The 24,064-nt window shown below is 69.0% G+C and carries 26 protein-coding genes; 15 read left to right on the top strand and 11 right to left on the bottom strand.

The annotated features are described in order from the left end of the window. Positions 1–42: 42 nt before the first annotated feature. Positions 43–303 carry a YqhV family protein gene (locus tag STH_RS13175; protein WP_050742289.1) on the bottom strand — a complete coding sequence of 87 codons (261 nt, stop codon included), beginning with the start codon at positions 301–303 and terminating at the stop codon, positions 43–45. 12 nt (positions 304–315) lie between these two features. Continuing rightward, a complete protein-coding gene (locus STH_RS13170; RefSeq protein ID WP_011196770.1) occupies positions 316–768 on the bottom strand; it encodes a DUF441 domain-containing protein in 453 nt (150 codons plus the stop codon). Between the two features lie 115 nt (positions 769–883). Here STH_RS13170 and STH_RS13165 point away from each other — a divergent pair, with 115 nt between their 5' ends. The 5 genes from STH_RS13165 to STH_RS13145 all read left to right on the top strand — a co-directional run bounded on the left by STH_RS13165 (position 884) and on the right by STH_RS13145 (position 5,526). Further along, positions 884–2,245 (top strand): MFS transporter, encoded by a 1,362-nt coding sequence (locus tag STH_RS13165; RefSeq protein ID WP_242654543.1) that lies wholly within the window; start codon positions 884–886, stop codon positions 2,243–2,245. Between the two features lie 81 nt (positions 2,246–2,326). Then, positions 2,327–3,133 (top strand): GNAT family N-acetyltransferase, encoded by an 807-nt coding sequence (locus STH_RS13160; protein WP_011196768.1) that lies wholly within the window; start codon positions 2,327–2,329, stop codon positions 3,131–3,133. A gap of 29 nt (positions 3,134–3,162) precedes the next feature. Further along, positions 3,163–4,035 (top strand): PH domain-containing protein, encoded by an 873-nt coding sequence (locus tag STH_RS13155; protein WP_158506990.1) that lies wholly within the window; start codon positions 3,163–3,165, stop codon positions 4,033–4,035. Between the two features lie 47 nt (positions 4,036–4,082). Next, a complete protein-coding gene (locus tag STH_RS13150) occupies positions 4,083–4,571 on the top strand; it encodes a DinB family protein (protein WP_011196766.1) in 489 nt (162 codons plus the stop codon). A 136-nt stretch (positions 4,572–4,707) separates the two neighbouring features. After that, positions 4,708–5,526, top strand: a complete 819-nt coding sequence (locus STH_RS13145; RefSeq protein WP_043714135.1) for a phosphosulfolactate synthase — start codon at positions 4,708–4,710, stop codon at positions 5,524–5,526. 102 nt (positions 5,527–5,628) lie between these two features. Here STH_RS13145 and STH_RS13140 read toward each other — a convergent pair whose 3' ends face one another. Genes STH_RS13140 through sdhC form a run of 6 tightly spaced genes read right to left on the bottom strand, consistent with a single transcriptional unit; the run spans position 5,629 to position 10,335 of the window. Continuing rightward, positions 5,629–6,204, bottom strand: a complete 576-nt coding sequence (locus tag STH_RS13140; protein WP_011196764.1) for a Fe-S-containing hydro-lyase — start codon at positions 6,202–6,204, stop codon at positions 5,629–5,631. Then, on the bottom strand, positions 6,204–7,046 hold the full coding sequence (locus tag STH_RS13135; protein ID WP_011196763.1) for a fumarate hydratase: 843 nt from the start codon (positions 7,044–7,046) through the stop codon (positions 6,204–6,206). The genes STH_RS13140 and STH_RS13135 overlap by 1 nt, the downstream gene beginning before the upstream one ends. Positions 7,047–7,064: 18 nt before the next feature. Further along, positions 7,065–7,784: a succinate dehydrogenase/fumarate reductase iron-sulfur subunit gene (locus STH_RS13130; protein ID WP_043714134.1), complete on the bottom strand. Its 720-nt coding sequence runs from the start codon at positions 7,782–7,784 to the stop codon at positions 7,065–7,067. 20 nt (positions 7,785–7,804) lie between these two features. Next, on the bottom strand, positions 7,805–9,526 hold the full coding sequence (locus tag STH_RS13125) for an FAD-binding protein (protein ID WP_011196761.1): 1,722 nt from the start codon (positions 9,524–9,526) through the stop codon (positions 7,805–7,807). A gap of 25 nt (positions 9,527–9,551) precedes the next feature. Then, the gene (locus tag STH_RS13120; RefSeq protein ID WP_043714133.1) at positions 9,552–9,887 is read right to left on the bottom strand and encodes a succinate dehydrogenase hydrophobic membrane anchor subunit; all 336 of its coding nucleotides are present in this window, start codon (positions 9,885–9,887) and stop codon (positions 9,552–9,554) included. A 25-nt stretch (positions 9,888–9,912) separates the two neighbouring features. Further along, the gene (gene sdhC / locus STH_RS13115; protein WP_011196759.1) at positions 9,913–10,335 is read right to left on the bottom strand and encodes a succinate dehydrogenase, cytochrome b556 subunit; all 423 of its coding nucleotides are present in this window, start codon (positions 10,333–10,335) and stop codon (positions 9,913–9,915) included. Positions 10,336–10,628: 293 nt separating this feature from the next. Here sdhC and STH_RS13110 point away from each other — a divergent pair, with 293 nt between their 5' ends. Then, positions 10,629–12,047: an anion permease gene (locus STH_RS13110; RefSeq protein ID WP_011196758.1), complete on the top strand. Its 1,419-nt coding sequence runs from the start codon at positions 10,629–10,631 to the stop codon at positions 12,045–12,047. 100 nt (positions 12,048–12,147) lie between these two features. Here STH_RS13110 and STH_RS13105 read toward each other — a convergent pair whose 3' ends face one another. Both STH_RS13105 and STH_RS13100 read right to left on the bottom strand, forming a co-directional pair. Then, positions 12,148–12,849 (bottom strand): response regulator, encoded by a 702-nt coding sequence (locus tag STH_RS13105; RefSeq protein WP_043714132.1) that lies wholly within the window; start codon positions 12,847–12,849, stop codon positions 12,148–12,150. Continuing rightward, complete coding sequence (locus tag STH_RS13100) at positions 12,815–14,392, bottom strand: GAF domain-containing protein (RefSeq protein WP_043714128.1); 1,578 nt, start codon at positions 14,390–14,392, stop codon at positions 12,815–12,817. The genes STH_RS13105 and STH_RS13100 overlap by 35 nt, the downstream gene beginning before the upstream one ends. A gap of 315 nt (positions 14,393–14,707) precedes the next feature. Here STH_RS13100 and STH_RS13095 point away from each other — a divergent pair, with 315 nt between their 5' ends. The 9 genes from STH_RS13095 to STH_RS13055 all read left to right on the top strand — a co-directional run bounded on the left by STH_RS13095 (position 14,708) and on the right by STH_RS13055 (position 23,625). Further along, positions 14,708–15,484, top strand: a complete 777-nt coding sequence (locus tag STH_RS13095) for an ABC transporter ATP-binding protein (RefSeq protein ID WP_011196755.1) — start codon at positions 14,708–14,710, stop codon at positions 15,482–15,484. Further along, on the top strand, positions 15,471–17,519 hold the full coding sequence (locus tag STH_RS13090) for an FtsX-like permease family protein (protein ID WP_158506988.1): 2,049 nt from the start codon (positions 15,471–15,473) through the stop codon (positions 17,517–17,519). Before STH_RS13095 ends, STH_RS13090 begins: the two co-directional genes overlap by 14 nt. 85 nt (positions 17,520–17,604) lie before the next feature. Continuing rightward, positions 17,605–18,246 (top strand): TrkA C-terminal domain-containing protein, encoded by a 642-nt coding sequence (locus tag STH_RS13085; protein WP_011196753.1) that lies wholly within the window; start codon positions 17,605–17,607, stop codon positions 18,244–18,246. A 204-nt stretch (positions 18,247–18,450) separates the two neighbouring features. After that, entirely contained in the window at positions 18,451–19,581 is a 1,131-nt protein-coding gene (locus STH_RS13080) for a betaine/proline/choline family ABC transporter ATP-binding protein (protein WP_011196752.1), read from the top strand. Beyond that, a complete protein-coding gene (locus tag STH_RS13075; RefSeq protein WP_011196751.1) occupies positions 19,578–20,192 on the top strand; it encodes an ABC transporter permease in 615 nt (204 codons plus the stop codon). The genes STH_RS13080 and STH_RS13075 overlap by 4 nt, the downstream gene beginning before the upstream one ends. 27 nt (positions 20,193–20,219) lie before the next feature. After that, a complete protein-coding gene (locus tag STH_RS13070; RefSeq protein ID WP_043715977.1) occupies positions 20,220–20,861 on the top strand; it encodes an ABC transporter permease in 642 nt (213 codons plus the stop codon). A 73-nt stretch (positions 20,862–20,934) separates the two neighbouring features. After that, positions 20,935–21,849, top strand: coding sequence for a glycine betaine ABC transporter substrate-binding protein (locus STH_RS13065; RefSeq protein ID WP_011196749.1), 915 nt, complete (start codon positions 20,935–20,937; stop codon positions 21,847–21,849). A gap of 137 nt (positions 21,850–21,986) precedes the next feature. Then, the gene (locus STH_RS13060; protein ID WP_043714127.1) at positions 21,987–23,168 is read left to right on the top strand and encodes a mechanosensitive ion channel family protein; all 1,182 of its coding nucleotides are present in this window, start codon (positions 21,987–21,989) and stop codon (positions 23,166–23,168) included. Beyond that, complete coding sequence (locus STH_RS13055; RefSeq protein WP_011196747.1) at positions 23,119–23,625, top strand: peptidylprolyl isomerase; 507 nt, start codon at positions 23,119–23,121, stop codon at positions 23,623–23,625. Before STH_RS13060 ends, STH_RS13055 begins: the two co-directional genes overlap by 50 nt. Positions 23,626–23,697: 72 nt before the next feature. Here the strand turns inward: STH_RS13055 and STH_RS18930 are convergent, their stop codons facing one another. Continuing rightward, complete coding sequence (locus STH_RS18930) at positions 23,698–23,853, bottom strand: hypothetical protein (protein ID WP_011196746.1); 156 nt, start codon at positions 23,851–23,853, stop codon at positions 23,698–23,700. Between the last annotated feature and the right edge of the window lie 211 nt (positions 23,854–24,064).

The raw sequence follows: 24,064 nt of genomic DNA, 5'->3' as shown, positions 1-24,064 counted from the left end.
CCCGGTTGGACGTCGCACGCGCGGAGATCCCTTCATGGGTGCTCAGCGGGTGCCCCAGACGACCAGCGCGATGCCGAGCAGCACCACCAACAGCCGCCCCGGTTCCAGCCGGCCGAGGCTGGCGGCCAGCCCGAGGGCGCTCACGGCGATGAAGACGGCGGGCCCCACCAGGCCGGCCAGCGCGTTCAGGCGGAGCATCGCCTTGGGATCGGCCATGCGCAGCAGCATCAGCGCGACGCAGACCTCGACGCAGGCTGAGAGCATCCGGGCCAGTCGCATCCCCCAGATCAGCCGTTCCTCCACCGGCACACCCTCCTAGTGCCCGCGCACCAGCGCCAGCAGGATCGCCGTAAACCCCGCGGCGGCCAGCGGGCCGACGGGGATGCCCTTGAAGAGCACCACGCCCAGAATCGTGCCCACCACCATGCCGACGATCACCTCGGGCTTCACCTGGAGCAATGTCACGCCGTAGCCGCTCAGCACCGCGGCGATGATCCCGCCGAGGATGGCCGCCAGCCCGGTCCACGACGTGAAGGACTGGCGGATCTCGGCCCAGCCCACCTCGCCGGTGGCGAAGGGCACGAGGACGGCGATCAGGAGGAAGATCAGCCCGGCCTCGAGCCCCCGCCGCTCCAGCAGCGGGAAGAAGCGCTCGAGGGCCAGGACGCGCAGGATCAGCACGACCCCGGCGGCGGTGACGATGAGCGCGTTGCGCGCGACCACCCCCAGGGCCATCAGGCTGAGGAGGATGACCTGATCGCCGGGCATGGACATCCCTCCCGATGCGATTCTATCCACCGCGCGCGGCAAAAATGCCGGGCGGGTGTCGCAGGCCCGCCGTTCGGGGACGATAAACGTGATCGTCTCAGGGAGGGATGTGCCGGTGGACCAGTCAAACGCGCCGGCGGCGCAGGCCGTGACGAACCTCTGGCTGCAGCTGGCGGCGCTCTGCACCGTGCCGCTGATCATGGTCCTGGGCAACTCGATGCTGATCCCGGTGCTGCCCGACATGGGCCGGGTGATGGGGCTCAGCAAGGCGACCACCGGGCTGGCCGTCACGGCGTTCTCGCTCTCCGCGGGCATCGCCATCGCCGTCGCCGGCTTCCTGGCGGACCGATACGGCCGGAAGCTGGTGGTGGTGCCCAGCCTGCTGGTCTACGGCCTGGGGGGCATTGTCTCCGGCCTGGCGGGCTGGCGGATGGGGCCCAACGGGTTTGCGGTGGTCATGGCCGGGCGGGTCATCCAGGGCATTGGCGCAGCGGGAACGGCCCCGGTGGCCATGGCCTTCGTCGGCGACCTGTTCCGGGGCGGCAGCCGGGTGACGGCCCTGGGCATCTTCGAGGCCTCCAACGGGCTGGGCAAGGTGATTTCACCGATCCTCGGGGCCCTGATCGGCCAGGTCCTGGTCTGGTGGGCCGTCTTCTTCGCGTACGCCGTCCTGGCCGTTCCCTTCGCCCTGGCGGTCTGGTTCCTTACCCGGGAACCGCCGCGGCGCAAGGCGCCGCCCGCGCGGGAGTACTTCGGCCAGGTGCTGACCATCTTCCGCCGGAAGGGGGTGGCGCTGATCGCCTGCTTCTGGGCGGGCACCGTGGCGCTGTTCGTGCTCTTCGGCGTCCTCTTGTTCCTGTCGGAGCACCTGGAGACCGTTCACGGCATCGACGGCGTGCCCAAGGGCGTCCGCATCATGTGGCCGGTGCTGGCCATGTCGGCCACGTCCTTCGCCGCGGGGCTCTTCCTGCAGCGGCGCGGGCAGCTCCTGAAGCCGGCGGTCGTCCTCGGCCTGGCCCTGGCCATCGCCGGCACCGTGCTCATCGCCTTCGTCCGGGCGGACTGGGCCTTCTACGCCGGCCTGGTCGTCGCCGGGATCGGTACGGGCCTGCAGCTGCCGGGCCTCAACAACCTGATCACCTCGTCGGCGCGGACGGAGCAGCGGGCGATGATCACCTCGGTGTACGGCGCCGTGCGCTTCATCGGCGTGGCCTTCGGGCCGCCGCTGTACGGCGCCCTGATGCGCAACGGCGAGGCACTGCCTTTCTGGTTCTCCGCCGGCGTGCTGGCCACGTCGCTGGCGGCGACGCTCTTCCTCATCCGGCCTGAGCGGCTCGTGGAGGCGGAGGACGAGGCGGGGGCGGAGGCGCAGGGCCCGGACCGGAGGGAGGGGGGAGGCGGCCGGGGCGAGGTGGCCATCCCGGCCTGGGAACCGCCGGCGAACCTGCCCCTGGGGACCCGGGCGCCGCTGCACTGACCGGCGGCTGTCCCAGGTTACAGGGAAGCGGGGGCCAGGGGGCGAATTCCTACGGAAAAGGCCAACCGTGGGGGGAGCCGCATGGACGTCGCCCTTGTGGCCGAACGCTGGGAGGAGAACCAGGAGCACCTGAAACAGCACCTGGGGGAGTCGACCTCGCAGCTGTTTGGCGCCCGCTGGGTCCTCATGCCCTCGGCACCGTATCCGCGCTACAACCACGTCGGCTGCATCCGGGTCGACGGCGACCAGGTGGAGGCGATGATCGCCGCGGCCCGCGCCTTCTTCTGGGAGCACGGGTTGCCCCACGTGGCCTTCCTGATCACCCCGGCGACCCGCCCGGCCGACCTGGCGGACCGCCTGCTGCGCGAGGGCTTCCGCACGGAGACCGTGCCGGTGATGGTCTGGGACGGCACGCCGCTGCCGGCGCCCCGCTCGCCGGATCTGCGGGTGGTGCGCATGCTGCCGGGCCAGTGGGAGCTGTTCTGGCAGGTCATGCGCCAGGTGTTCTTCCCCGGCGCCGACGGCGACTACCTGGCCGCCGGCCGGAAGGGCGTGGAGGTCGCCGACGCCCTGGGGGCCAGGCACTACGTGGCCTTCCTGGGCCAGCAGCCGGTGGGGGGCGGCACCCTCTACCCACACGCCCGCATGGGCGGCATCTACAACCTCTGCACCCTCCCGGCCTACCAACGCCGTGGAGTGGCGACCGCGGTGATCCGGACCTGCATCGCCGACGCCCTGGAGATGGGCTGCGAGCACGTGGCCCTGACGCCCACGGCGATGGGCCGCAGGCTGTACCTGCGGCTGGGCTTCCGCGACGCGTACGTGGAGCGGTACCTCTTCCAGCGCATCGGTCCGCTGGTTCCCGAGGCGGCCACCGGCCGCGGTTAAATCTACGCACAGGCAGGATGATCGCAATGATGAACGAGACGTTCTACCCACCCCGCCCCGCACGCTCCCAGGGCCTGAAAGGAATCAGCTTCGTCACGCTGGCCGGGCTGACGCTGGCCGTCCTCGCCCTCGCCAGCAGCATGCTTTCGGCCCTGAATATGCGGTACGAGGTCACGCCCGAGGCGCTGCGCATCCGCAGCGGCTTCAGCACGCGGGAGATCCCGCTGGACGAAGTGACGGGCGTCTGGCGGCCGGAGGCGCTGACCGGGGGCGTGCGCAAGTTCGGCACGTCCGTGCCCAACCTGCGCACGGGCCGCTGGCGCTTCAACGAGACCGGGGACATCACGCTCTACGCAACCCGGCTGGAAACGCTGGTGGTCGTGGACACCGCGGACGGCCGCTACGGCGTGACCCCGGAGAACCCCGACGCGTTCACGGACGCGCTGAGGTCGCGGCTGCCCGCCGGCTTCTCCCCCGCGGGCGGCTCGGGAACGGCCGCGGCCTCCATGCTCATTCCGCTTCTCCTGGTCGCTGTGGCCGTTCCGACGACGCTGTACGCCGTGGGCCTGCCGAGCCGCTTCCCGCAGACGCTGCGGTACGAGCTGGGGCCAGACGGGCTGACCATCCGCACCGGCTTCCGACCGGTGCAGGTGCGCTATGCCGACGTGGAGCGGGTGGAGGTGGCCTCGCCCAAGGGCTATCCGATCCGCATCTACGGTACCGCCGTGGGGAGCCTGCTGTGGGGCAAGTTCCGCTGGCCGGACGCCGGGCCCAATCTCTACCTTTACTGCACCCGGATGAAGCCGCTGGTCCTGCTCCGGCTGCGGGACGACCGGACGATCGGCATCACGCCGGAGGAGGACGAGCGGTTCGTGGCGGAGCTCAGGAAGCGGATGGGCTGAGGGCGGCAGGTGGAAGCAGAGCGTACGCTGTGAGGGAGTGAGAACAAGTGCAGGGACGGGTCGAGCTGCTGGGGCGGATGCGCGAGTTCGCCTGGAACCGGGAGGGCTGGTTCGTGCCCCTGGAGGAGGCCCTGCGGGGGCTGACGGCCAGGGAAGCGGCGTGGCGGCCTCTCGTCGGGGGGCTTACGATCTGGCAGATCCTGAACCACCTCAACTACTGGAATACGTACATGCTGCGCCGCATCACCGGTGTCTCGCCGGACACACCGGTGCTGGAGAACGAGGAGACCTTCGGATCCCAGGGGGATCCCAACGACGAGGACGGCTGGCATGCTCTTGTCGCGCAAACCCGGCAGATCGCCGAGGAGCTGCGCGCGGCGCTGGCTGACCTGTCCGAGTCGGACCTGGACCGGCCGCTGCCAAACATGGGTACCGTCGCCGACTCGCTGGCCGCGTGGGTGATGCACGACGCCTACCACACGGGGCAGATCATCCTGATCCGCAAGCTGCAGGGCGCCTGGCCGCCGGAAGGGTGATCCGGCGGGCCGGCGCCGCGCGGCCGGCCGGGGCCGACGGCCGCTGCCCCGCACACGTCCGGCTCATCCGCCTCATACCCTGCAGGGGAGAATGCGCGGGCCAGTGCCTGCGCAGCCAGAGTGGAGGAGGCCGGGCGTGAGTCAGGACGTGCGCGCATACGCAGGCGTGATCCGCGACCCCCTGCCGGGGCGGGCGCGCAAGCCCCGGAGCGTGGGGCTGACCATGGTCATCGACAAGGGGTTGGGCCTCGGTCCGACCCGTGCCCTGCTGGAGCTGGCGGGGGAGTACATCGACTTCATCAAGCTGGGCTTCGGCACGGCCGCCCTCTACCCGGAGCGGATCCTCCGGGAGAAGGTGGCCTTGATTCGCGGCTGCGGCGTGGAACCCTATCCGGGGGGGACGTTCCTCGAGGCGGCCCTGCTCCAGGGCCGGCTGGAAGCCTTCCTGGCCGCCACGTGGGACCTGGGCTTCCGCGCGGTGGAGGTCAGCGAGGGCACCATTGACCTCGACCACCGGGACCGGGAGCGCGCGATCCGCGCGGCCAGGAACATGGGCTTCACCGTCATCACCGAGGTGGGAAAGAAAGACGGTAGCCAGGAGCTTGACCCCGCGGCAGCGCTGTCCCGGATCGAGGCGGACCTGGCCGCGGGCGCCGCGAAGGTGATCGTGGAAGGCCGCGAGTCGGGGAAGGGCGTCGGCCTCTACGACCGTGAAGGCCGCCTGAAGCTGGGGCTCCTGGAGCGGCTGGTGGCCGGTCTGCCGGATCCCGGTGCGATCATCTGGGAGGCGCCCCTGAAGGCGCAGCAGGAGGAGTTGATCGCGCGCTTCGGCGTCAACGTGAACCTGGGCAACGTGCCGCCGGAGGAGGTGATCGCCCTGGAGGCGCTGCGCTGCGGCCTGCGGGGCGACACGCTGCGGTTGGCGATCGAAGGCGCGCGGCCGGCGGCCCGGTGAGCCAGGCGCCGTAGGGCGACCGGGAGCCCCGCACGGTCGATGAGGACCGCCGGCCAAGGCCGGCGGTCCTCACTCACCGTTATGCAGCTCGCAACCGGCCGCTCACCGCGGCTTCACCATGGCGTCGGGCGCGACCCACTCCGACTGGCCGTCCCGGTACAGGTCGCCGCCGTGGGCGTCGTGGATACAGATGGCGGGGAAGTCCTTCACCGTCAGCTTCCGGATCGCCTCGGGGCCCAGGTCCTCGTAGGCGACGACCTCGGCCGCCTCGATGCGCTTGGCCAGCAGCGCCCCGGCGCCGCCGGTGGCGGCCAGGTACAGGGCCCCGTTCTCCACCAGGGCGGACTTCACCTCGGGGCCCCGGTAGCCCTTGCCGATGACCGCCTTCACCCCCAGCTTCAGCATGGTCGGGGTGTACTTATCCATACGGTAGGAGGTGGTAGGCCCGGCGGAGCCGATCACCTGGCCGGGCTTCGGCGGGGTGGGGCCGACGTAGTAGATGACGGCGCCCTGCGGATCGAAGGGCAGCGGGCGCCCCGCCTCCAGATCCTCGACCATCCGCTTATGGGCCGCGTCGCGTGCCGTATAGATGGTTCCGGTGATATAGACCTCATCGCCGGAGCGGATCGCCTTCGCCTGCTCCGGGGAAATCGGCGTGGTGACGTAATGCTTGGCCATTACAGCACCACCTCCTTGTGCCGGTGGGCGTGGCAGTCGATGTTGACGGCGACCGGCAGGGCGGTGATGTGGCAGGGCATGGTCTCGATGTGCACGGCGAACGCCGTCACCCTGCCGCCCAGGCCCATCGGGCCGATGCCCAGCTTGTTGATCTCCGCCAGCAGCTCCTGCTCCCGGGCCGCCCACGCGGGGTCGGGGTTGGGCTCGCCCACGGGCCGCAGCAGCGCCTTCTTGGCCAACAGGGCGACCTTGTCGAAGTTGCCGCCGATGCCCACGCCGACCAGGACCGGCGGGCAGGCGTTGGGGCCGGCGGCCGCCACGGCCTCGACGATGAACCGCTTCGCCCCCTCCCAGCCTGCCGAGGGCGGGAGCATCTTCAACTGGCCCATGTTCTCGGCGCCGCCGCCCTTGGTGGCCACCCGGATGCGGAGCCTGTCCCCGGGGACGATGTCGGTGTAGATGAACGCGGGAGTGTTGTCGCCGGTGTTCTTGCGCCGCAGCGGGTCGTCGACGATGGATTTGCGCAGGTAGCCGTCGGTGTAGCCCTTGCGCACGCCCCGGTTCACGGCCTCGTACAGGTCGCCGCCCACCACGTGCAGGTCCTGTCCCACCTCGAGAAAGACCAGCGCGTTCCCGGTATCCTGGCACATCGGTACCCGTTCGTTGCGGGCCAGATCCGCGTTCTCCACCAGCTGCTCGAGCACGGCCCGCCCCGCCGCCGACTGCTCGTCGCAGCGGGCCTTCTCCAGCGCGGCGGCGACGTCCGGCTCGAGGACGTAGTTGGCCTCCATGACCAGGTTGGAGACCGCCTCCGCCACCTGGTCCACGTGGAGCTCGCGCACGATGATACCCCCCTCCGGTTACTTCAGCAGGCCCATCTTGTACGCCATCGCAGCCTTCTTCAGCTTCTGGATTGCCTCGGTGGGGTTGATGTGCTTCGGACAGGCCTCCACGCAGTTGAAGATCGTGTGGCAGCGGAACACGCCGTACTCGGAGGCGACGATCTCCAGCCGCTCCCGCTTGGCGGTGTCGCGCGTGTCGTGGAAGAACCGGGAGGCCCAGACCAGGGCGTGCGGCCCCAGGTACTCCTCGTTGTTGGCGCCGCTCGGGCACGAGGAGAAGCAGGCGCCGCAGAGGATGCAGTCGATCTCCATGTTGTACTTCGCCCGGTCCTCCGGGCTCTGCAGCCGCTCCCGCTCGGGGGGCGGATTGTCGTTGATCAGCCACGGCTTGACCCGGGCGTAGTTCTCCCAGAACTTGGTCTGGTCCACCACCAGGTCCTTGATGACCCGCATGTGCGGCAGGGGGGAGACGGTCACGGTGTCGCCCTCCAGGGCGTCCTTCACCTGCACCCGGCAGGCCAGCGCGTACCGGCCCGAGATGTACATGGCGCAGGAGCCGCAGATCGCCTCGCGGCAGCTGTAGCGGAAGGCCAGGGAGGGGTCCTTCTTCTCGAACACCCAGAGCAGCGCCTCGAGGACGGTCATGCCGTCGCGGTACTCCACCGTGAAGGTATCGTAGTGCTGCTTCTCATCCTTCTCGGGGTCGTAGCGGAAGACCCTCAGCTTGAAATCCTTCATGGCTCTAGTCACACCCCCCTCTAGTACTTCCGCGCCTGCGGCTGGTAGCGGGTGATGGTGACCGGACAGTAGTCCAGCCGCACGCCCTCCGGGGTGTAGTAAGCGAGGGTGTGCTTCAGGAAGTTCGCGTCGTCCCGCTCGGGGTAATCGCGCCGGGCGTGGGAGCCGCGGCTCTCCTTGCGGGCGAGCGCGCCAGCGGCGATGGCCTCGGCCACGTCGATCATGCCCCGCAGTTCGTAGGCCCGGATCAGCTCCATGTTGTAGACCTTGCCGGTGTGGCGCACCTTCACGCCCTTGTACCGCTCCCGCAGCTCCCGCACCTTGGCGAGCCCCGCGGTGAGCGACGCCTCGTCGCGGAAGATGCCGACGTTGTTGAACATGTTCTCCTGCAGCTCGACCCGCAGGACGGCCTCGCTCTCGGTGCCCGGGCCGTCGAACAGCTCCCGGAACCGGGCCTCCACCGCCTTCTGCGCCTCGTCGAGCACGGCGTCGACGTTCGCCTTCACCGGATCCTCCTGGACGTACTGGGCCATGTGCTGGCCCGACAGCTTGCCGAAGACGATGGTGTCCAGCAACGAGTTGCCGCCCAGCCGGTTGGCGCCGTGGACGCTGACGCAGGCGCACTCGCCGGCGGCGTACAGCCCCTTCAGCCGGGCCGCGCCGTGGATGTTGGTGTCGATGCCGCCCATGGTGTAGTGCTGGCTGGGCTGCACGGGGATCGGCTCGTAGACCGGGTCGATGCCGGCGAAGTTCCGGCAGATTTCCCGCACCTCGGGCAGCCGCTCGTTGATCTTCGCCTCGCCCAGGTGGCGCAGGTCCAGGTGGACATACCCGCCGCCGGGGCCGCCCTGGTTGAAGCCCCGCCCCTCCAGGATCTCGGTGAGGATCGAGCGGGCGACGATGTCCCGCGGGCCCAGCTCCATGGCCTTGGGGGCGTACCGGGCCATGAAACGCTCGCCCTGGTTGTTCACCAGGTAACCGCCCTCGCCGCGGCAGCCCTCGGTCATCAGGATGTTGGTGCCCCAGAGGCCGGTGGGATGGAACTGGATGAACTCCATGTCCTTCAGCGGCACCCCGGCCCAGTAGGCGAGGGCCATGCCGAGGCCGGTGTTGAGCAGGTTGTTGGTGGAGTGCGCGTAGATCTTGCCGGCCCCGCCAGTCGCCATCAGGATGGCGTCGGCCTGCACGGTGCCGACCTCGCCGCTCACGATGTCCATCACGACCAGGCCCACGGCCCGGTCCTCATGCTTGACGATGGAGAGGACCAGCACTTCCTGGTAGATCTTGATGCCCCGCTTCAAGACCTGCTGGTAGAGGGTGTGCAGCAGGGCGTGGCCGGTCTTGTCCGCCGCGTAACAGGTGCGGGGGAAGCCGGCGCCGCCGAAGGGGCGCTGGGCGATGGTCCCGTCCGGGTTCCGGGAGTACGGGCAGCCCCAGTGTTCCGTCTCGACGATGACGTTGACGGCCTCCTTCGCCAGGATCTCCGCGGCGTCCTGGTCGGCCAGGTAGTCGGAGCCCTTGATGGTGTCGAAGGCGTGCTTCTCCCAGTTGTCGTCCCGGCCGTCGGGGTGGTTGCCCAGAGAGCCGTTGATGCCGCCGGCGGCGGCCACCGAGTGCGAACGCACCGGCGGCAGCTGGGAGATGATCGCCACATCCTTCACGCCGCCGTCGTGGACCGCGATCGCGGCCCGCAGCCCGGCCAGGCCGCCGCCGACGATGGCGACGCGATGCCTCATCCTCATTGCGCGTACACCTCCTGGTGCGTGGCTACTGCGACAGGAACGCGGCCAGCGCCATGGACCCGTAGCCGGCGGCGACGACGCCGATCACGGCGAGGATCCACCCGACGACCCGGCCCGAGCGCGGCCAGTAGTCCAGCACGACGTTGCGGATGCCGTTGAGACCGTGGTACAGGCCCAACACCAGCAACCCCGAGTCCACCACCAGGTACAGGGCGGACTGCAGCCGCATCTGGCTGTCGGCGAAGGTAATGACGGCCGTGGGGTCCACGAAGTGCATGATGCCAAAATGAATCGCCACCAGCACCACGAGCAGCACGGCGGTGATGCGGTGGAGAATCCAGGCCCACAGGCTTCCTTTCACCTGATTCACCTCCTACCGGCGCCGCTCACGCGGCCCACGGGTATGCCAGGAAGCGCATGACGAAGAAGTAACTGCCGATGGTGATGATCACTGCGGACAGGATGAAAACCACCCAGAAGTTGCGCTTCTGCTCGCGCACACCCCACCCCAGGTCGAGGAGGATCAGCCGGATGCCGTTGATTGCGTGGAAGACGAGCGCCAGGAACAGGAGCCATTCACCGACGACCCAGAGCTTTGCGGCCATGCCGGCCATCTTCGTGTCGAAGCCGGCGGCCCCGCCGCGCACGACCGACGTGATCTCCCAGATGTGCAGCAGGAGGAACACCGTGATCGCAACGCCGGTGATGCGGTGCAGGACGTGGGACCACATGCCGGTGCGGAAGTAGCGCGGGTTCAGATCTGCGAAGCTGCGTACGGGCCGGTTTGGCGGGGTATTAACCCTTGCCATTCTCTCACCCCTTTCGGCGATCTCAGTACCATTACAACCCCGGCCAACGCGGGTTGCAATTGGTCGCAGGAGTTATAGGCGGGAACTGATCCTTCTGACCATACGGGCGACTTTCGTATCGGTCTGAGCGCTCCTATTTGTCTATGCAGAATAACGCTTAAACCAATTTCGAGTTATGAACGCAATGCGCTCTAGCTACCCGCGGGACTTCGTGATACTGTTCACATAGAACCGGAACCTGCCAGTCCCCAAAGCGTTGGCGCTCGCACTGGTCATGGACAGGAGGGATTCGTGTGCGCAACGACGACCGGTCCAAGCTCATCCGCGGTCTGATCTGTGTTGCTGTCGGTCTCATCATCTGGTTCCTGCCTGCTCCCGGTGATCTGGAGCCCGTGGCCATGCACCTCCTGGGCATCTTTGTCGCGACCATCCTCGGACTGATCCTTCAGCCGCTTCCCCAGGGGGCCGTTGTGATCACCGCCGTGGCGGTGACGGCGATCACGGGTACCCTGTCGATCGGCGACGCCCTCAACGGATTCAAGGACTCCACCGTCTGGCTGATCGTGACGGCCTTCCTCTTCGCCCGGGGCCTGATCAAGACCGGACTGGGCCGCCGCATCTCCTTCATGCTGGTGAAGCGGTTCGGCAAGTCCACCCTGGGCCTCGGCTACGCCCTGGCGCTGTCGGACACGGTGCTGGCGCCGGCGACCCCGTCCAACACCGCCCGCGCCGGCGGCATCCTCTTCCCGATCGTCCGTGCGCTCTGCTCCTCGATGGGTTCTGAGCCCGGCCCCACCGCCAAGCGGGTCGGCCAGTACCTGATGTACAACTCCTTCCAGATCTGCTGCATCACGTCGGCGCTGTTCTTCACGGGCGTGGCCCCCAACTCGCTCATCGCCACGCTGGCCAAGGAGAACTTCGGCTACGAGATCACCTGGCTCGGCTGGCTGTGGGCGGCGCTCCTGCCGGGCGTCATCTGCATCGCCATCCTTCCCCGGATTTACTACAAGATTTTCAATCCGGAGCTGAAGTACTCGCCCGAGGCTCCGGCCCTGGCGGAGAAGGAACTGGCGAAGATGGGCCCGATGAGCACGGCCGAAAAAGGCATGCTCGCCGTCTTCCTCCTGACCCTGGTCCTGTGGGCCACCTCCCAGTGGACGAACCTCAACGCGACCGCCATCGCGCTGCTCGGCGTCGCCATTCTGCTGGTCATCGGCGTCCTCGACTGGCAGGACGTGCTGGCCGAGAAGGGCGGCTGGGATGCGCTGATCTGGTTCGGCGGCCTCGTCGGCCTGGCCACCGGCCTCTCCAAGGTCGGCATCATCGGCTGGCTGGCCTCCATCCTCGAGACCTCCCTGGGTGGCATCTCGTCGTGGTTCCTGGCATTTATCCTGGTTGTTATCGCCTACACCTATTCGCACTACTTCATCGCCTCCATGACCGCGCACGCCACGGCGTTCTTCGTGCCCCTGGCCCTGGTGGCCATCAGCGCCGGTGCGCCTTTGGAGATCACCGTGCTGGTGCTGGGCTTCTTCAACTCCCTGAACGCCGTCATGACCCACTACGGCACCGGTCCCGCCCCGATCTACTTCGGCGCGGGGTACATCGACCAGGGCACCTGGTGGAAATGGGGCTTCGTCACCAGCCTGATCAACCTGGTGGTCTGGCTGGGCGCCGGCAGCCTCTGGTGGAAGGTCATCGGCCTGTGGTAGCGCTCCCGGAATGGGCGAGGCCCGGTCGGGTTCCCCGACCGGGCCTCGCGCGCAGGCGGCGCGTGAGGGCCGCGGGCGGTTGCCCGCGGCTCTGACTCGTCTAAGGCTCGTCCCCCTCGTGAACGGCCCAGGGGTTGTTGAGCGCCCAGGCGGCTGCCTGGACCCGGTTCTCCAGGTTCAGCTTCGCCAGGATCGACTTCACGTAGTTCTTCACCGTGTTCTCGGACAGCCCCAGCTGCTCCGCGATCTCCCGGTTGGTGTTCCCGGCGGCGATCCGCCGGAGGATCTGCGCCTCCCGGGGCGAGAGCAGGCTTTCCGCCGCCTCCCCGGCTCCCGGCTGTCCGCCCGGCGTGGGCGGGGGCAGTTCGGAGGGGGTGGACATCGCCCGCAGCACGTTGCGCATGACCGAGCCGGAGACGGGGACGTCGCCGCGGAAGGCCTCCCGGATGCGGGCGGCCAGCGCCTCCGGCGCCATGCTCTTCACCAGGTAGCCCGCCGCGCCCGCCTGCAGGGCGGCGATGGCGTCCTGCTCCGAAGCGGAGTAGGTCAGGATCACCACCTGGGTCTCGGGCAGCTCCTCCCGCAGCCGGGGCAGGAGCTCCAGGCCGGTGCGCCGCGGCAGGGCCAGATCCAGCAGGATCACGTCGGGCCGGAGCTCCTGGGCGAGGCGCAGGGCTTCCTGGTCGTCGCCGGCCTCGCCGACCACCTCCATGTCCGGCTCCAGCGAGAGCACCTGCCGGATGCCGTTGCGCACCAGGGGGTGGTCGTCAACCACGAGGATGCGCAGGCGGTTCTTGCTCATGCTCCATCTCCTTCCGAGGGGGAAGTGGCATCTCCAGGGAGATGCGGGTGCCCCGGCCGCGGGCGCTTTCGATGTGCAGCCGGGCGCCGATGGCCTGCGCACGCTCCCGCATCAGCGCGAGGCCGAAGTGGTGCGGGTCCGGCGGGACGGACGGGTCGAAGCCGCAGCCGTCGTCTGCGATGGTGATGTACAACGTGGCCCGCTCCACCCGGGCCTGCACGGTCACGGTGCTCGCGCCCGAGTGCTGCTGCGCGTTGGCCAGGGCCTCCTGAAGGATGCGCGTCAGCTGCGCTTCGGTGGTCGGCGGCAGGACCAGCATCGGCCGGTGCGGCGTCTCGATGCGGACCGCGATCCCGGTGCGGGCGGCGAACGCGTCCAGCAGCTGTCTCCAGCGGTCCATGAGCGGAGAGCGGGCCGGTGCGTCGTTCCGCAGGTCGTAAAGCGAGGCCCGGATCTCCTCGTGCGCCGAGGCCACCACGCCCCGCAGACCGGCCACCTCCTCGGCGGCCGTGGCCAGGTCGTCCTGGGCGAGGGCCCGCTCCACCACGTGCAGCCGCATGCCCAGGAAGGTGAGCACCTGCCCGATGTGGTCGTGGATCTCACCGGCCAGCCGCTGCCGCTCCTCCAGCACCGCGAGGTGCTGCATGTCCCGGAGGAGCTGAGCGTTCTCCGCCGCGGTGCTGAGGTAGGCGCCCAGGTGGTTGAAGAGCCGCAGGTCGTCGTCGACCAGCGCCCCGGGCCGCCGGGAGGCCCCGAGCAGCACGCCCTGGCTTCTGGGCCCCAGCCGGTAGGGGATGGCGGTGAACGACCGCAGGGGGAGCGGGGCGAGGTGGGGATCGGGACGCCCGGCGCCGGGGTACCGGTAAATCCGACCGGTCATCAGGGTCCGGACCAGCGGCGAGTCCCCGACGGTCCGCAGCGGCCCCAGCAGCAGGTCGGCCCCCGGGCCGTGGGCGGCGTTCCACACCAGCTCCTCCCGGTACTCGTCGAGCATGCCCCAGGCGGCCAGGTCCAGGTCCAGCAGTCTGCAGGCCCGTTCCAGAAGCCCGCCCAGCCGCTGGGGCTGCTCCCGCAGCGAGCCGATCTCCCGGGCCATGGCCGCGAGCCCCTCGATCTGCTGCCGGCGGCGCTGCGCCTCCCGTTCCAGGTCCACCTGCCTGCGGGCGTCCCAGAAGACGCAGGCCCAGCCGCAGGGTTCCCCGCCGACCGTGAGCTGCGTCCCGACGGCCATGACGGGGACCTCCCCGCCGTCCCGGGTGCGCAGGCTGAGGCGCACGGTCCCGGGTTCGCCCGTGCAGATCCGGTTCCAGAGCTCCCGGTCATCGCCGGGCCCCGGTTCATCCGCCCCCGGCGGCAGGGCCAGAAAGTCCCCGCAGCGCCGGCCGAGCATCTCCTCCAAGGACCGGCCCGTGAAGGCCCGGGCGGACTCATTGGCACGGATCAGCCGGCCTTCGCGGTCGAACAGCATGATGGGAACCCGGGCCTGATTCACCAGCGCGCCGCAGAGCTCATTCGTGTAAGCCCGCTGCTGCCTGTGTCGCACCCGGTCGCGCAGTCCTGGGACTCGGCATGGCACAGGCCATCCCCCCTGTTTGCAATGGTAATGTTCTGAGTTCCATAGGTTCCATAGCGCGTCCGTATCGACTCGTCGCTCCGCGTGCGGTCGGAGCCGGCGGGCGGAACGGGCCCGATCAGGATGACCCGGATGTGCGGTGGAGTAGGCCGAACGGGCTAGGGCACTGGCGGCTTACGAAACCGTAAGGATTCGGCGGCAAAGCGTAAGGGTTGTGCAGGGGTGTTCGCAAGGAGCAGCGTCTATGCTGGTCTCCGGACACTTACTGCATGGAGGGGTTTTTCAGTGCCGGTTGCGGAACGGATTCTGGAGGTCGTCGACCTGGTGAAGGATTACGGGAGCCGGGGCAGCGTCACCCACGCCCTGCGCGGCGTCAGCCTGGCGGTCGAGCGCGGGGAGTTCGTGGGGGTGATGGGTCCGTCCGGCTCCGGCAAGACGACCCTGCTCAACGTCATCTCGACGATCGACACGCCCACCTCGGGCCGGGTGTGGATCGGCGGCCGGGAGGTGACCGCGCTGGGCCGGCGGGAGCTGGCCCGGTTCCGGCGGGAGCGGCTCGGGTTTATCTTCCAGGATTTTAACCTGCTTGATACCCTCACGCTGCGGGAAAACATCGGCCTCGCCCTCTCCATCGCCGGGGCGCCGGCCCGGGAGATCGACCGCAGGGTGGTCGCCATGGCCCGGCGGCTGGACCTGGAAGAGGCGCTCGACCGGTTTCCCTACCAGGTCTCCGGCGGGCAGAAGCAGCGGGCGGCCGCCGCCCGGGCGCTCATCACCGGACCGGACCTGGTGCTGGCCGACGAGCCCACCGGGAACCTGGACTCCCGCTCGGCCCGGAGCCTGCTGGAGGCGCTGGAAGAGCTGAACCGGGAGCTGCAGGCCACCATCCTGCTGGTCACCCACGACCCGGTGGCTGCCAGCTACTGCCGGCGCATCCTCTTCATCAAGGATGGCCGGCTCTTCACCGAGCTGGTGCGGGCGGACGCGCCGCGGCAGCGCTTCTTCGACCGGATCCTCGGGGTCCTGGCCGAGCTGGGGGGTGGCGGGGATGATGTACGCTAAGCTGGCCTGGCGCAACCTGCGGCGGAGCCTCCGGGATTACGCGATCTACTTCATGACCCTGGTGTTCGCGGTGGCCATCTTCTACATTTTTAATTCTGTCCCGGACCAGCCGGCCTTCCTCAGCCTGTCCGAAAGCCAGCGGCGCATGGCGCGCGCCGGCGTCGAGGCCATGGAGTGGGTGTCGACGGTCATGACGGGCGTCGTGGCCCTGCTGGTCTTCTACGCCAACCGGGTGATCGTGCGGAAGCGCAGCCGGGAGCTGGGCACCTACCTGCTGCTGGGCATGGACCAGGGCCGGCTGGCCCTGCTGCTGCTCGCGGAGACCACCGCCATCGGCGCCGCGGCCCTGGGGGCGGGGCTGGCCCTGGGCGTCGCGCTGTCGCAGGCGTTCGGCCTGCTGGTGGAGCAGGTCCTGCGCGTGACGGCCGCCCCGCGGGGCGTGGTCTACTCGCCCCGGGCCGCCCTGTGGACCCTGCTCCTCTACGGCCTCATGTTCCTGGTGGTCGCCCTGTGGCAGGCGGCGGCGGTCTACCGGCAGCGGCTCATCGAGCTGATCACCGGTTCCCGCCGGAACGAGGAGTTCCCGGTGCGGAGCCGCCCGCTGGCCGCGGGGGCCGGGCTGCTCAGCGCGGCGACCCTGGGGACGGCGTACTGGCTGGCCGACCGGGTGAGCCGGACCACCGGCCTGGATCCTACCGACCCGCGGGTCCCGGTCGGAATCGCCCTGGGCGTGGCGGGCACCTACCTGCTCTTCCTCGCCCTGGCGGGGCTGCTCACGGGCATCCGCCGGCGAGCCCGGGGCTGGCTGGCCCGGGGGCTGAACCTCTTCCTCTACCGGCAGGTGACCAGCAAGATCAACACCCACGCCCTGATGCTGGCCACCATCTCCCTCATGCTCACGTTCACGATCTGCGCGATGTCCACCGGCCTCGGACTCGGGTCTGCGGTCCGGAAGGGGATCGAGGACAGCGTTCCCTTCCGCTACATGGTGACCAGCTCCGATCCCCACCAGGAGTACGCCGGCCTGCGGGCGCTCTTCGCGGCCCACGGCGTGCCGGACGAGCAGGTGGTGGAGTTCGTCCTGGTCTACACCGACCTCCGGGGGGCGGACCTGATGCTGCCGGAGGATGCCGACCGGCTCCGGGACGACCCCGAGGCGGGACACGCGGCCTGGTTGCAGGTGCGGGCGGTGGCCGCATCGGCCTACCGCGGGCTGCGGGCCCTGAAGGGCCACCCCGACGTCCCGGTTCCCGCCGACGGCTACCTGGTGCATGCCCGCGCCGACGGTCACCCGGCTGCGACCGCCGCGGTCGAGGCGCTCGCGCGGGCGCTGGCGGCCGGACATCGGGTGGAGCTGGCCGGGCATACGCTGCGGCCGGCGGCGAGGCAGGTGCTCACCGAGCCCTTCGGCGGCGGGCTGGTCGGCATCGGTCCGCTCCTGGTGGTGCCCGATGCGGCGCTGGAGACCCTGCTGGCCGGCGGTGAGACCCTGGCGGAGCGGCTCCTGGTGGCCGAGCCGCCCGGGGCGGAACCCGACGGGCTGGCGGAGGCCGCCGCCGAATGGGCCGCCGCACAGTGGCTGGAGGACGGGTGGGTCTCGTTCACCTCGCAGGCCGAGACGATGGGCACCCTGTACCTGATCGAGGGCATCCTGGTCTTCCTCTCGTTCTACGTGGGCATCATGTTCATCCTGATCTCCGCCACCCTGCTGGCCCTGCAGCAGGTGACCGACGTGCTGGAGCACCGGCAGCGCTTCGCCGTGCTCAGCAAGCTGGGCTGCGACGACGCCATGCTGAGCCGCCTCATCGCCCGCCAGGTAGGGCTTTACTTCCTGACACCGGTCCTGGTGGCCCTGCTGCATTCCGGCGTGGCCCTGGTGGCCCTGAACCGGGCCCTGGTCCGGGAGGCCGCCTACGACACCGTCGGCCCCGCCGCCCTGGTGACGGCCGGCATCTTCGCGGCGGTGTACGGCACCTACTACCTGCTGAGCGTGCGCAGCTGCCGCTCCCTCTACCGGCCGGAGGCCGCGGCGTGACCCGGCCGGGCTGCGGGCTCCCCTTGCGCCTTTTCTGACGTGTGATACGATAGGAATGCGATAAGGAACAGGGGAGCTGACGCATGTGAAGCGGGAGCAGACCGGTCTGCCACGATACGAAGCCATAGCACTGGACCTGGCGCGGCGCATCGCGTGCGGCGAGCTGGAGGAGGGCAGCCGGCTGCTGGGCCGGTCCAGCCTGGCCGGCACCTACCAGGTCTCGCCGGAGACCATCCGCCGGGCGGTGGCGATCCTGCACGAGCGCGGCGTGGTGAAGGCGGTGGCCGGCTCCGGGATCCGGATCCTGTCCCAGGTGGCTGCGCAGGAGTACGTCGAGGCGGTGGGCAGCCAGTTCAGGGTGGAGCAGGAGATCAGGGAGCTGCGCCAGCTGCTGCGGGAGCGGCGGCGGCTCGACGAGGAGATCGAAAACGCCCTGGACCGGCTGCTGAAGCACACGTCCGGAGCGATCGGGACCCGGCACGTGGAGGAGCTGGTACTGGACAGCCACTCCTGGGCCGTGGGCCGGTCGCTGGGGGAGATCCGGCTGCGCTCCTCCACCGGGGTCACCGCGGTCGCCATCACCCGGGGCAACGAGGAGTACTTCTCGCCGCCGGCGGACATGGAGCTGAAGGCCGGCGACGTGCTGACCATCGTGGGTTCGGATGCGGCCCGCGCCCGGTGCCGCGAGCTGCTGGCCGCCACGGTGGTGCCCGAGAGGGAGCCCTGAAAAAGCCCGAAGCCCATCGGCAACCTCGCCGGTGGGCTTCGGGCTTTCCTGTGGGCGCGCCGGGTCCGTGCAGCGCAGCAACAATCAACGGGGTTGACAACCGACAACTCTATCGATAGTATAAAGTTGTTGGTTTCCTTCCAGGGAGCCGCTTGTTCCTCGCCAACTCTACGCTTTGGTGACAGAAGGGGGGAATCGCGCACGATGGTTCGCTTCGAGCACGTGTCGAAGGTGTACCCCGACGGCACGAAGGCGGTAGAGGATCTGAACCTGCACATCGCGCGCGGGGAGTTCGTCTGCCTGATCGGCCCCTCCGGCTGCGGCAAGACGACCACGCTGAAGATGATCAACCGGCTGCACGAGGCCACGTCCGGCAAGATCTACGTGGACGGGCGCGACATCGCCACGGTGAGCCCCGTGGAGCTCAGGCGCAACATCGGCTACGTGATCCAGCAGGTCGGCCTCTTCCCGCACATGACCATCGCCCAGAACATCGAGCTGGTGCCGCGGCTGCTGGGCTGGGACCGGGAGCGGCGGCGCAAGCGTGTCGACGAACTGCTGGAGATGGTGGGGCTTGACCCCGCCACCTACCGGGACCGCTACCCGCGGGAGCTCTCCGGCGGGCAGCAGCAGCGGGTGGGCGTGCTGCGGGCCCTGGCCGCCGAGCCCGACCTGATTCTCATGGACGAGCCGTTCGGCGCGCTGGACCCCATCACCCGGGAGACGCTGCAGGACGAGCTGAAGCGCCTGCAGGCCCGGCTGAGGAAGACGGTGGTCTTCGTCACCCACGACATGGACGAGGCGCTGAAGCTGGCCGACCGGATCGTCGTGATGAAGGACGGTCGGATCCACCAGGTGGCCAGCCCGGAGGAGCTGCTGCGGAACCCGAAGGACGAGTTCGTGGCGCAGTTCGTCGGCCGCCAGCGCATGGTGAGGCCGGCCGAGTCCCTGACGGTGGCCGACGTCATGATCCCGGACCCGGTCACGGCCGGGCCGGAGTACGGCATCGCCGAGGCGGTGGCCACCATGCGCAGGCGCCGGGTGAACTCGGTGCTGGTGGTGGACGGGGACGGCAGGCTGCTGGGGATCGTCACCGCCCGGGCCGTCGAGCGGGGCTTGGCTTCCCACCGGACGCTGGGGGAGATCATGGAGACCCGGCTGACGACGGTGCTGCCGCACCAGCCGGTGACGCACGCCGTGCAGCGGATGCTGCTGGAGCGGCTGGAGTTCCTGCCGGTGGTGGATGAGCAGGGCCGGCTGCAGGGGCTGGTCACCAACACGTCGCTGGTGGGCACCCTTTCCCGCGCCGAGCGGGCCGGGGGGGCGACCGCATGATCACGTGGGCGAAGCTGGCCAGCCTGACCCTGGAGCACCTGCGCCTGTCGCTGTCGGCGGTCCTGCTGGCGGTGCTGGTGGCCGTGCCCGCCGGCATCCTGCTCAGCCGGATCCGGCGGCTGGCCGACCCGGTCATGGTGGCGCTGGGGCTGTTCCAGACCCTTCCGGCCATCGCCCTGCTGGCCTTCATGATCCCGCTCATGGGCATCGGCACGAAGCCGGCGCTGACGGCCCTGTTCCTCTACGCGCTGCTGCCGATTCTGAGCAATACCTACAAGGGCCTGACGGGCGTGGACCCGGCGGTGAAGGAGGCGGCCCGGGGAATGGGCATGACGGCGCTGCAGATGCTGCTGTCGGTGGAGCTGCCCCTGGCCTTCCGGGTGATCATGAGCGGCGTCCGCACCTCGACCGTCCTGATCATCGGCTGGGCGACGCTGGGCGCCTACGTCGGCGCCGGCGGGCTGGGCGAGCCGATCGTCAGCGGCTTCGCCACGGTCTCGCCCCGGCTGATCCTGGCCGGGGGCGTTCCGGTGACGCTCATGGCCCTTCTGGCGGACTTCCTCCTGGGCCGCCTGGAGCGCCGGGTCACGCCCCGCGGGCTTCAGGTGTAGAAAGGGGGAAGGCCCGCCGTGGAACTGATGCAGGAACTGGTTGTCTACGTGAACGCACACTGGCCCAGGCTGCTGGGCCTGACCATTCAGCACGTCAAGCTGGCCCTGCTGGCGGTCCTGTACGGGGTGCTGGTGGGCGTTCCCGTCGGCTATCTGATCAGCCGGCGACGGAAGCTGGCGGAGCCCGTGCTCTGGGTGGCCAACGCGCTGCAGACCATCCCCGCGCTGGCGCTCATCGGCTTCGTCATGCTGTTCCTCGGCCTCAGCCCCGCGACCGGCATCTTCTGCCTGTTCGTGTACTCGCTGATGCCGATCATCCGGTCCACCTACACCGCGCTCATCTCCATCGACCCGGCGCTGATCGAGGCGGCCACCGGGATGGGGATGACCCGGTGGCAGATCCTGCGGATCGTCCAGCTGCCCCTGGCCCTGGCCGTGATGATGGTGGGCATCCGGCTGGCGTTGGTGATGTCCATCGGCACGGCGTCGATCATGTCGCTGGCCGGCGCCGGGGGGCTGGGTTCCGAGATCTTCGCCGGCATCGACCGGGTGCAGGACAAGATGATTCTCGCCGGCGCCCTGCCCGCGGCCCTGCTGGCCATCGCCGCCGATCTGGGCATGGGCGCCCTGGAGCGGTGGCTGACGCCGAGGGGGCTGCGACAGGCGTGAGCCCCGGCGGAGGGAAGGGACGGTGTGGGATGGGGGCGGCGTGAACCAGGGAATGAGGAGGTTTAGATAAGGTATGTTTGGACACCGTAGGTTCTCGGCCGTCGCGGCCGCAGTGCTCTGCGTCCTGTTGGCCGGATGCGGCGGGGGCGCCGGTTCCGGTGCGGGCGATGCCATCGTCGTCAGCTCCAAGGACTTTACGGAGAGCATCCTGCTGGGCGAGATCGCCGCCCAGCTGATCGAGAGCAGGACCGACCTGACGGTGGTGCGGAAGCACAACCTGGGCGGCACGACGGTCAACTTCAACGGGCTGAAGAACGGCGATATCACGCTCTACGCCGAGTATGACGGCACGGCTTACGGGCCCATTCTGGGCCATACCGAGCCGATCGCCGATCCCGACGGCCTGCACGACCTGGTCAAGAGGGAGTTTGAGGAGAAGTTCGGGATCACCTGGACGGCGCCGCTGGGCATGAACAACACCTACACCCTGGCGGTTCCCCGGGAGATCGCCGAGCAGCACAACCTGAAGACCTTCTCGGACCTGCTCGCGGTCGACGACCAGCTGGTCTTCGGCACCACCAACGAGTTCATGGGCCGCCAGGTGGACGGGTACTACCCGCTGGTGGAGGCGTACGGCTTCGCGTTCAAGGACGTCAAGACGATGCAGACCGGCCTCCGCTGGAAGGCGATCGAGACCGGCGAGATCCAGGTGATCGACGCCTACGCCACCGACGGCAAGCTGGTGGAGTTCGACATGGTGATCCTGGAGGACGACCGCAACTTCTTCCCGCCCTACAACGGCGCCTACGTGGTGCGCATGGACGCGGCGGAGCGGCACCCGGAGATCATCGAGCTGCTGAACCAGCTGGGCGGCCTCCTGCCGGACGAGAAGATGCAGGAGCTCAACTACCGGGTGGAGTCGCTGGAGGAGCCGGTGGAGGAGGTCGCTCGGGACTTCCTGGTCGAGGCCGGACTCGTTGAGCGGTGAGGAACGCGCGGTGAGACGCTGACGAGGGGTACGGAACGGAACCAGGGCGCCTGGCTTCAGGGCCCTGGTTCCCGCTTGCCTGGGCCGGGCTGAACTTCTATTATGTAAAGGATGACGTTCTGCACGGGGGAATGGTAGTGGAACAGTGGCTGTACGACCTGCGGACTGCGCTGGAGCAACACTGGATGGCCTGGGCCGTCTTCGCGGCGCAACTGCTGGTGACCTGGGCCGTGGCCGGGCTGGCCAAGCGGATCCTGCGGTGGATCGCCCACCGCGTGGTCAGCCGGTCCGACACCACCCTGGACGACCGGTTGGTGGAGGCCGGCACCCCGGCGGTGCGGTGGGTCATCCTCGCCCTGGGCCTGCGGCTCGCCCTGATGTCGCTGGGCAGCGCCATCCCCTCCTTCCAGGCCGGGGGACGGTATGCGACCCAGTTCACCGTGGCCGGCAACCTGGCCGAGGCGGTGGTGGTGATCGCGGTCACCGTCCTGGTCAACGCCCTGATCAACGCCGCGCTGGACTGGTATCTGCACGAGCTGGCCGGCCGGACCGACGGCACGTGGGACCGGGAGCTCATGCCGATGATCAAGAAGGGCGTGTCCGCGGTGGTCGGCTTTTTCGCGCTGTCCATCGTGCTGGAGCTGTTCGGGATCTCGGTGTCCGCCCTGATCGCCACGGCCGGCGTCGCCTCCGCGGCGATCGCCCTCGCGTCCCAGGACACGCTCTCCAACATGCTGGGCGGGCTGGCCATCCTCATCGACCGGCCGTTCCGGGTGGGCGACTGGATCGAGCTGACCGACGGCAAGGTGGGCGTGGTGGTGGAGATCGGGCTGCGCACCACCCGCATCCGGCAGTTTGACGGCACCGCCCTCGTGGTGCCCAACAAGGACATGGCCAACACCCGGGTGATCAACTACGCGCTGCCCTCGCCCCAGGCCGCGATCCGGCAGACCATCCGGGTGACCTACGACACCGATGTGGAGAAGGCGAAGAAGGTGCTGCTGGACGTGCTCCAGAGCCATCCCGAGGTGCTGAAGGACCCGGTTCCCGGGGTGTGGCTCTCCGCCTTCAACACCTACTCCCTGGACCTCTTCTTCAGCTGCTGGGTCGACTCGTACACCAACCGGTTCCGGGTGACCGATGAGCTGAACATGCAGATCCTGAAGGCCTTCCGGGAAAACGGCATCGCGCTGGCGATTCCTGCGCAACATATCCGCATCCAGCAGAAGGAGGATTCCCTTGACCAGGCAGTGGAGCTCCCCGCCCCCGATGGAAATCGACCCGTCCAAGCGGTACCGGGCGACCCTGAGAACCACTAAGGGTGAGATCGTCATCGACCTGTTCGCGGACGAGGCCCCGCTCGCCGTCAACAACTTCGTCTTCCTGGCGCGCCAGGGGTATTACGACGGGGTGAAGTTTCACCGGGTCATCAAGCCCTTCATGATCCAGACCGGCGATCCGACGGGCACCGGCCGGGGTGGCCCGGGCTACCGGTTTCCCGATGAGCTGCCGCCCAAGCACCCCTATGAGCCGGGCATCGTCGCGATGGCCAACGCCGGCCCCAACACCAACGGCAGCCAGTTCTTCATCTGCTCCGGTCCGCAGGCGGCCGGCCTGAACCACTTCCCGCATTACACCCAGTTCGGCCGTGTGGTGGAGGGGATGGATGTGGTGGAGGCGCTGGCGTCGGTGCCGGTCGGCCCGGCCTTCAACGGGGAGATGTCCCGGCCTCTGGAGGAGATCCGGATCGAATCGGTGCGCATCAGCGAGCTGTAGCCGTGAGGCGCGCAGAAGGCCCCCGCGGCGCATCGGCGCCGGCGGGGGCCCTGGCGTGCACGACGGTTGCATTCAGTCCTGGAAGGGCTGTCGTTCACCGACGGGATACAGCGGCGTGGCGGCCTCCAACTCGTCGACCTGGCTGCACTCCGGGCAGAGGTTGCGGTGCTCCTCCTGCTCCTCGGCGATCGCCGAGCCGCACCAGGCGCAGACGCGCAGTCGGTTCATCGAACTGACACCCCTTTCTGTGATCAGGTTACCCGGACGGGGAGGCCGCTGTCCAAAGGGAAGTATCTATCGGCGCGATTTATTCAGTTTATTGAAGCGGCGCGCGGCTATCCATCCCTATCCTGCCTTGGGACCGGCGTGAAAGAATACATAGCGAAAAATGACGCTCGCGCTGTGCAAGTGTACATGGTATAATCTCTGGTAGTCGCCA

Source organism: Symbiobacterium thermophilum IAM 14863 (assembly GCF_000009905.1).
Lineage (GTDB): Bacteria > Bacillota > Sulfobacillia > Symbiobacteriales > Symbiobacteriaceae > Symbiobacterium > Symbiobacterium thermophilum.
The sequence above is the reverse complement of the archived record's forward strand: the minus strand, read 5'-3'. Positions and strand labels throughout refer to the sequence as shown.